The following is an 8,883-nucleotide window of genomic DNA, read 5'->3' on the forward strand; positions in this document are numbered from 1 at the left end:
TTGATTTCGATGCCCACATCGCTCAGGGCCTGCAGGCCACCGAAGCGCTTGGAGACATTGGCGACTTTGAGAATGGTTTCGCTCATATCAGTACCGCTCACTTGCTCAAAGACTTGCCATGCTCAGGCGATGGCCACAGGCCCTTGGGGCGCAGCAACATCACCACCACCATCGCCAGCGCGATCAGCAGCTGGCGCAGGATTTCCGGGCCCAGGCGACCGCCGGTCCACTCGGTCAGCGGCCCGGCCACGTGACGCAGGACTTCCGGCAATCCGGCCAGCAACAACGCCCCCAGGATCACGCCTGGAATGTGGCCGATGCCGCCCACCACCACCATGGCCACCACCATCACCGACTCCATCAGTGAGAAGGACTCGGGTGACACAAAGCGCTGGAACGACGCGAACAGCACGCCGGACATGCCGCCAAAGGTGGCGCCCATGCCGAATGCCAGCAGCTTGAGGTTGCGGGTGTTCAGACCCATGGCCTTGGCCGCGATCTCGTCCTCGCGGATCGCCATCCAGGCACGGCCGATGCGTGAGTCCTGCAGGCGGTACGACAGCACGATCGACATCACCACGAAGAACAGGAACAGGTAGTAGTACATCGTCACGGGCTGGAAGGTGTACGACCAGTCTCCCAGGCCGATGGTCTGTCGCTGCCCCATGTTGATGCCGAAAACGGTCAATGCGTCGATCTGGCTGAGGCCTTTGGGACCGTTGGTGATGTTCACCGGGCGGTCCATGTTGAGCAGGAAGATGCGGATGATTTCACCGAAGCCCAACGTGATGATCGCGAGGTAGTCACCACGCAACTTGAGCGTGGGCGCGCCCAGCAGCATGCCGACCACGCCGGCCACCACGGCCGCCAGCAACATGACGAGCCAGATGTTCAGGTGCAGACCGTTGGGGAAGAGGGCCTTGATCGCCGGGAAGGTGTCGGCGAGGTGGGGTGACGCCAGCAAGCCGTACAGGTAGGCACCGACCGCAAAGAACGCGATGTAACCCAGGTCCAGCAGACCCGCGTAACCCACCACGATGTTCAGCCCCAGCGCCAGCAGCACATAGAGCAGCGCGATGTCAACGATGCGGACCCAGGAGTTGCTGCCCGTGGCCTGGAGCAAGAGCGGCAGCACCATCAAGGCGATGGCGGTGAGGCCAAAGGCAATCAGCTTGCCCGATTTGGAATTCATCATGATCCGTTCCTCCTCGTTCAGGCTCGGTCTGCCACGCGTTCACCCAGCAACCCCGAGGGTCGCAGCGTGAGCACCAGGGCCAGCACGATGAAAGCGAAGATGTCGGTGTACTGGCTGCCCAGCACCCCACCGGTGAACTTGCCCAGGTAGCCAGCACCCAGCGACTCGATCAGGCCCAGCGCAATGCCGCCCACCACCGCCCCGGCGAGGTTGCCGATGCCACCCATGACAGCCGCCACAAAGGCCTTCAGGCCGGGCATGAAGCCCATGGCGTGCTGCACCGTGCCGTAGTTCGAAGCCCACATCACGCCCGCAATCGCGGCCAGCATGGCGCCGATGATGAAGGTGGCCGAAATCACCACGTCGGGCTTGATGCCCATGAGCGCCGCCACACGAGGGTTCTCGGCGGTGGCGCGCATGGCGCGTCCCAGGTTGGTCTTGTTCACCAGCCACATCAGGAAAGCCAGGGTGATGGCCGTGACGGCCAGGATGGTGATCTGTGTCACCGAGATCACGGCACCGCCGAATTCGATCGGTTCGCTCGACAGCATGGCCGGGTAGGACTTGGGATTGGGCGCCCAGATGATCATGGCAAAGGTCTGCAACAGCAGCGACATGCCGATGGCGGTGATCAGCGGCGCAAGCCGAGGCGAGTTGCGCAACGGCCGGTAGGCCAGTTTTTCGATCGTGTAGTTGAGCGCCCCGCAGACCACCATGGCGATCAGCACAGCCACCAACAGGATCATCCAGCCCGGCATCCACGACCAGGCGCTGGACATCCATCCGATCAGCGTCCAACTGGTGAGGGCACCGACCATGAGCACGTCACCGTGCGCGAAGTTGATCAGGCCGATGATGCCGTACACCATCGTGTACCCCAGCGCCACCAGCGCATACATACTGCCCAGGACCAGACCGTTGATGATCTGTTGCAGCAAAACGTCCATAGAAACTTCTCCGTGTTTTTTTGTCAGCCCCGGGCGGGTTGCCCGGTCTACCTGCTCTGACGTAGCAAAAAACCCGCCAGGCTCGACCTAAAAACAGGACAGACTGCGGGTTGGTGGGCGGATTGTAGCCACGGGGTTTCAGGGGCTCGATGCGTGTAAGCCCTTATTCGGCGCGGGTTTACCCTGAAATCGAGGCACAACAGCCGCTTGCATCAGCGGCTTTGGGCTTCCATTAGTTTTTTTGATTGTTGAGATTCTTCAGCTCGCGCAGCTTATCGCCGATGCGAATCTCCAGCCCGCGTTCCACCGGACGGTAAAAACCGGGTGCCGCCATGCCCTCGGGCAGGTAGTTTTCGCCCGCCGCGAAGCCGCCCGCCTCATCGTGGGCATAACGGTAGCCTTTTCCGTGGTCCAGCTCTTTCATGAGCGTGGTCGGTGCATTGCGAAGGTGCATGGGCACGGGGCGGGTGCCGTCCTTCTTCACGAAGGCCTTGGCTTCGTTGAAGGCCTTGTAGACCGCATTGGACTTCGGCGCCACCGCCAGGTAGACCACACACTCGGCCAGCGCCAGCTCGCCTTCAGGACTGCCCAGCCGCTCATACACCTCGGCAGCGTCCAGTGCCAGGCGCAGTGCGCGCGGGTCGGCCAGCCCGATGTCCTCGGCCGCCATGCGGATGAACCGGCGCGCCATGTAGCGCGGGTCGGCACCACCATCGAGCATGCGCACGAACCAGTACAACGCCGCGTCCGGGTCGCTGCCACGCACGCTTTTGTGCAGGGCGCTGATGGTGTCGTAGAACTGGTCACCGCCCTTGTCGTAGCGGCGCATGCGCTCGCCCAGCACGCGCATCAACCAGGTGTCGGTCACCTCCGTGAGCTTTTCGCGTGTGGCCGCCACCGCCAGCGTTTCCAGGGTGTTGAGCAGGCGGCGCGCATCGCCGTCCGCGTACGAAATCAGGCGGTCGGCCGCGGCGGTCTCGACGGCCGGCACGGCGCCGATGGCCTGGGCCCGGGTGATGAGCTGGCGCAGATCGTCCTCGCCCAGCGGCTGCAGCACGTACACCGCCGCGCGCGAAAGCAAGGCGGAGTTGACCTCGAACGACGGGTTTTCGGTGGTCGCTCCAATGAAGGTGAACAGGCCGCTCTCCACATGCGGCAAAAACGCGTCCTGCTGGCTCTTGTTGAAACGGTGCACCTCGTCCACAAAGACGATGGTGCGCTCCTGTTGAAGGCCGTCCCGCGCGGTCTCGGCCTGCTCCACCGCTTCGCGGATGTCTTTCACGCCGCCCAGCACAGCGCTGATGGTGATGAACTGCGCCTCAAAGGCGTCGGCCATCAGCCGTGCAATCGTGGTCTTGCCCACGCCCGGCGGGCCCCAGAGGATGCAGCTGTGTGGCTGGCCCGACTCAAACGCCAGCCGCAGCGCCATGCCCTCGCCGAGCAGGTGCTGCTGACCGATCACGTCACCCAGCGTGCGCGGACGCAGCCGCTCGGCCAGGGGTTGGTGTGAAACGGGTGGGCTCACGCGCCGACGGGTCAGGGACGGATCACGTCAGCGCCGGCCGGCGGCTGAAAGCGGAAGCGCTCCGCCTTCAAAGGCGCATTGCCCTGCCATTGCGTGAAGGTCAGCACCGAGCGCTGTCCCAGGCTGTCGGCGATGTCCAGCGCGGCAAGCTGTCCCTGGCGAAAGCCCACACGCACCGTCTGCAGCTGACCGTCCTTCGCTTTGGGCTTCGCCTCCAGCCACTCCAGACCGTCCTGGGCGGACGCGGCCTTGAGATCAAACACCTCGGTCAGCGCCTTCATGTCGGTGCCTGCGGCGATCAGCGCCGCAGGCGTGCTGCCCAGCACCTCCTGCTGCTTGCGGGCCGTGACCTGGTTCAGATCGACGTCGTACAGCCAGAGCGTCTGCCCGTCGGCCACGATGGTCTGCTCAAAGGGTTTGGTGTACTCGAAGCGAAAACGGTTGGGTCGCAGGAATTCAAAGCGCCCGCTGGACGTTTTGCTGCGCGCCACGGCTTCACCCGCGCGCTTGGGCGACGTCACCACCTGGGTGAAGCCGGACTGGGCACTGTCCACGTCTCGAAGGAAATTTTCCAGGTCCTTGAGACCATCGGCGAAAGCGCCCGTCGAGGTGGCCAGCAGGGCGGAGGCAAGCAGAAGTGGTTTGATCATGTGAACTGTGATCCGCCAACGCGGACAAGGTTGCATGCCGGCGTCAATCGCCGCGCGGCGCGACGAGGATGTCGCGTTGCCCGCTGGACGTCAGCGCGCTGACCAGTCCGGCTTTTTCCATGTCTTCGAGCAGGCGGGCGGCGCGGTTGTAACCGATCTTGAGCTTGCGCTGCACATAGGAAATGCTGGCCTTGCGGTCCTGCAGCACGATGGCCACGGCCTGGTCGTAGAGCGCGTCTTTTTCACCACCCTCGCCCCCGCCTTCGCCAAACATGTCGCCGCCCTCACCATCGCCCAGGCTGCTTTCCAGCACCCCGTCGATGTAGTTGGGCTCGCCGCCCTGCTCTTTCAGGTAGGCCACCACGCGGTGCACCTCTTCGTCGCTCACAAAAGCGCCGTGCACCCGCACCGGAAAGCCCGTGCCCGACGGCATGTAGAGCATGTCGCCCATGCCCAGCAGGCTCTCGGCGCCCATCTGGTCGAGGATGGTGCGGCTGTCGATCTTGCTGCTGACCTGGAACGACAGGCGGGTCGGAATGTTGGCCTTGATCAGGCCGGTGATCACGTCCACGCTGGGGCGCTGGGTGGCCAAGATCAGGTGGATGCCGGCGGCACGCGCCTTTTGTGCGAGTCGCGCAATCAGCTCCTCGATCTTCTTGCCCACCACCATCATCAGGTCGGCCAGCTCGTCAATCACGACCACGATGTAGGGCAGGCGCTCCAGCGGCTCGGGCTGCTCGGGCGTGAGGCTGAAAGGATTGCCGATGATCTCGCCACGCGCCTTGGCCTCTTCGATCTTGACGTTGTAGCCCGCGAGGTTGCGCACGCCGAGTTTGCTCATGAGCTTGTAGCGCTTTTCCATCTCGCCGACGCACCAGTTCAGGCCGTTGGCCGCGTGCTTCATGTCGGTCACCACCGGCGCCAGCAGGTGCGGAATGCCCTCGTAGACGCTCATCTCCAGCATCTTCGGGTCGATCAGCAGCAGGCGCACGTCTTTCGCGTCGGCCTTGTAGAGGAGCGACAGGATCATGGCGTTGATACCGACCGACTTGCCCGAGCCGGTGGTGCCGGCCACCAGACAGTGCGGCATCCTGGCCAGATCGGCCACGACGGGCTGACCACCGATGTCCTTGCCCAGGCCCATGGTCAACATCGACTTGGCGTCGTTGTAGACCGACGAGCCCAGGATCTCGCTGAGCTTGATCATCTGCCGCTTGGCATTGGGCAACTCCAGCGCCATCAGGTTCTTGCCCGGAATCGTCTCGATCACGCGGATCGACACCAGCGACAGCGAGCGCGCCAGATCACGGCCGAGGTTGACGATCTGCGAACCCTTCACGCCGGTGGCGGGCTCGATCTCGTAACGCGTGATCACCGGGCCGGGCGCGGCGGCAACCACACGCACTTCGACCCCAAAGTCCTTGAGTTTTTTCTCGATCAGGCGGCTGGTCATCTCCAGCGTCTGGCTGTCCACGCCCTGCTGGTGGGCCGGTGCGCTGTCGAGCAGGTCCACCTGCGGGAGCTTGCTGTCGGGCATCTCGGTGAACAAGGGCTTTTGCCGCTCCTTGGCCACACGCTCGCTCTTGGGCACATCGACCAGCGTGGGCTCGATCAACATCGGGGTCGGGTGGTGTTCCTCGATCTCGACCCGCTCGACCTTGACCACTTCCTCGCGCTCGCGCGCGGCCTGCTCACCAATGCGCTGGTCTTCCACCGCCTCGCGCTTCTCCCGTCGCGACTCAAACCATTCGTCGAGCTGACCACCCACGCGCTCCGCCCAATGCCCCCAGGAGAACTGGAACACGCGGGGCAGGCAGATCACGATCAGGGCCAGTGCGACCAGCGCAGACCCAGTGAAACCCAACCACCGCACCGCCCACGGTCCCAAAAGGTGACCAAACACCCCGCCGCCGTGGCCTGGCAGGAAGGCTTCCAGCCGGTACAGCCGGCTCCACTCCAGCGTCATGCTGGCCAGCATGAGCACCACCAGCGCCAACCCGTAGGCGCCCCAGCGCAGCCATGGGGTTTGCCACAGCGTCAATGCCGCCCCATCGGTGGCGTCGGATGGGGTCTGTCCCCGCAACCGCTCCGCCAGAGCGGACAGCCACACGCGCCAGCCTGCCAGCATCAGCCACCAGACGGAAAAGCCCATCAGGTAGTAACTCGCATCAGACAGCCAGGCACCCAGCTGACCGCCCCAGTTGCCCACCTCGCCTCGCGACCCCGTGGTGCTCCAGGCCGGATCAGACAAGGAATGGCTGATCAGCGCCAACAGCCAGAAACCGAGCACAGCAGCCCCCGCCACCAGCGCCATCTCATGGGCGAAGCGGGCCAGTCCGCTCGGCGGCGCGTTGGCCCGATCGGCATTGAGGGTGTTGAGTGAATATGTCATAGACCTCGCAGATATCCTGTGGCAAGCTTACCCCAATGCGGCAGCGGCAAACGCCCGGCCAAGGCGGCCGATCAGGAGGTCTGTGAGGCGCCGACAACGCGCCGAAGCGATGCAAAAAAGCCCGGCTCAGCCGAGCGAGTTCAAACGGTCCTTGATGATGGTGCTGCCGTCTTCATCCACCTCGATGAACCCACGGTCTTCCAGATCTTTCATCACCCGGCTGACCATTTCTCGCGATGCCCCGATCATCTTGGCCACGTCCTGACGCGACACCCGGTCGCGGATCACCAGTCGGCCATCTTTGTCGGGCTGCGCAAACTCCAGCAACGCACGGGCCACCCGCCCGTACACGTCCATGAGCGCCAGCGATTCGATCTTGCGGTCCGCATGGCGAAGGCGCAAGACCAGGCCCTTCATCACGGCATAGGCCATGGAGGTGTTTTCGGGCAGGCAGCGGGCGAACTCCACCCGGCCCAGGATCAACACGTCGGTCTGAACCTCCGCACGCACCGTAGCCGAGTGGGGCTGGTTGTCGATCAGACTCATCTCGCCCACGTAGTCGCCCGGATTCATGGTGGCCAGGATCACCTCGCGACCTCGGGTGTCGGTGGTCACCACGCGCGCACGCCCGGTCAGCACGATGGCCAGGAAGTTGGACTTTTTGCCCTGCTCCACGATCACTTCACCCCGTTTGAAGCGCCGCTTGATCACAGCGTCCGCCACCGATTCGGCCTGTGCCTGGGTCAAGGTCGAAAACAGCGGGACACGGCGGATCAAATCAAGATTGGACAGTATCGACATAGGCTTATTCCTCTTGAAGAACGGCTGACGCCGCGCTTTTTGTAAACTCGATCACAGACAAGGCGCCCACTTCCGCACTTCCGGAATCCGTGCCCAAGAAAGCAGAAGCCACAAGGATCTGCGCGTCATTCTCATTCACTCTATACCAACCCATCAACAAAATGGGAAGGACGAACACCATGAAGCACACAAAAGTACTTATTTTAGGTTCCGGCCCCGCGGGCTACACGGCTGCCATCTATGCGGCCCGTGCCAACCTGAGTCCGCTGCTCATCACCGGCATCGCCCAGGGCGGCCAGCTCATGACCACCACCGATGTGGACAACTGGCCCGCCGACGTGGACGGCGTTCAGGGCCCGGACCTCATGCAACGCTTCCTGGCCCACGCCGAGCGCTTCAAGACCGAGATCGTTTTCGACCACATCAACACCGTCGATTTCTCCAAACGCCCGTTCGTGCTCAAAGGCGACAGCGGCGAATACAGCTGCGACGCCCTCATCCTCGCCACCGGCGCTTCGGCCAAGTACCTGGGCCTGCCCTCAGAAGAAGCTTTCATGGGCAAGGGTGTGAGCGGCTGCGCCACCTGCGACGGGTTTTTCTATCGCGGCGAGGAAGTGTCGGTGGTGGGCGGCGGCAACACGGCCGTGGAGGAAGCCCTCTACCTCTCCAACATCGCCAGCAAGGTCACGCTGATTCACCGCCGGGACACGTTCAAGGCCGAGGCCATCTTGATCGACAAACTCCATGGGAAGGTTGCTGAAGGCAAGATCGCACTTCAACTGCACAGCACGCTGGAGGAGGTGCTGGGCGACCCGATGGGGGTCACCGGTGTGCGCGTCAAGAACGTGCAGACGGGCGCCACCGAAGACATCGCTGTCAAGGGCTGTTTCATCGCCATTGGTCACAGCCCCAACACCGACATTTTCAAAGGTCAATTGGAAATGAAGGACGGCTACATCGTGACCAGGTCGGGCAACAACGGCATGGCCACCATGACCAGCGTGCCGGGCATCTTCGCGGCCGGCGACGTGCAGGACCACATCTACCGCCAGGCCATCACCAGTGCCGGCACGGGCTGCATGGCGGCGTTGGACGCTCAGCGCTTCCTGGAACAAAACCCCGCCTGACACCTCCGTCGGGCATGCGCGCCGACTGACGGTTCGAAGACCGTCACCGGCAACGCTATAATCACAGGCTTTGCTGCGATTTGCTCGCACAAATCATGGGTTACCGCCACCCTTTCCTGGCGAGGTGAGGTTGAGTGGCCAGAGGCGCGACGGGAACACCGTTCACGCATCCCGCGCCACCAGCTGTAAAGAAGTATCGGAGTGTCCTCATGGCACGCGTCTGCGACGTAACGGGCAAGAAGCCCA

At 63.4% G+C, this 8,883-nt stretch carries 7 protein-coding genes and 1 pseudogene; 1 reads left to right on the forward strand and 7 read right to left on the reverse strand.

Annotated elements, in window-relative coordinates; all coding sequences use genetic code 11:
• From IV088_RS15240 to IV088_RS15270, 7 genes and pseudogenes are all read right to left on the reverse strand, one after another.
• A pseudogene (locus tag IV088_RS15240) lies at positions 1 to 86 on the reverse strand (ABC transporter ATP-binding protein); the annotation flags it as partial.
• A gap of 11 nt (positions 87 to 97) precedes the next feature.
• On the reverse strand, positions 98 to 1,195 hold the full coding sequence (locus IV088_RS15245) for an ABC transporter ATP-binding protein (RefSeq protein WP_291103676.1): 1,098 nt from the start codon (positions 1,193 to 1,195) through the stop codon (positions 98 to 100).
• Between the two features lie 17 nt (positions 1,196 to 1,212).
• Positions 1,213 to 2,142, reverse strand: a complete 930-nt coding sequence (locus IV088_RS15250; RefSeq protein ID WP_291103679.1) for a branched-chain amino acid ABC transporter permease — start codon at positions 2,140 to 2,142, stop codon at positions 1,213 to 1,215.
• A 232-nt stretch (positions 2,143 to 2,374) separates the two neighbouring features.
• Complete coding sequence (locus IV088_RS15255; RefSeq protein ID WP_291103681.1) at positions 2,375 to 3,667, reverse strand: replication-associated recombination protein A; 1,293 nt, start codon at positions 3,665 to 3,667, stop codon at positions 2,375 to 2,377.
• A gap of 11 nt (positions 3,668 to 3,678) precedes the next feature.
• Positions 3,679 to 4,317 (reverse strand): outer membrane lipoprotein chaperone LolA, encoded by a 639-nt coding sequence (gene lolA, locus IV088_RS15260; protein ID WP_291103684.1) that lies wholly within the window; start codon positions 4,315 to 4,317, stop codon positions 3,679 to 3,681.
• Positions 4,318 to 4,360: 43 nt separating this feature from the next.
• A complete protein-coding gene (locus IV088_RS15265) occupies positions 4,361 to 6,709 on the reverse strand; it encodes a DNA translocase FtsK (RefSeq protein WP_291103686.1) in 2,349 nt (782 codons plus the stop codon).
• Positions 6,710 to 6,835: 126 nt separating this feature from the next.
• Positions 6,836 to 7,510, reverse strand: a complete 675-nt coding sequence (locus tag IV088_RS15270) for a Crp/Fnr family transcriptional regulator (RefSeq protein ID WP_236964260.1) — start codon at positions 7,508 to 7,510, stop codon at positions 6,836 to 6,838.
• 179 nt (positions 7,511 to 7,689) lie between these two features.
• On the opposite strand from IV088_RS15270, the gene trxB reads away from it, so the two are divergent.
• On the forward strand, positions 7,690 to 8,637 hold the full coding sequence (gene trxB, locus IV088_RS15275) for a thioredoxin-disulfide reductase (protein ID WP_291103689.1): 948 nt from the start codon (positions 7,690 to 7,692) through the stop codon (positions 8,635 to 8,637).
• Positions 8,638 to 8,883 lie beyond the last annotated feature (246 nt).

This window comes from Hydrogenophaga sp. (genome assembly GCF_018780075.1).
Lineage (GTDB): Bacteria > Pseudomonadota > Gammaproteobacteria > Burkholderiales > Burkholderiaceae_C > Hydrogenophaga.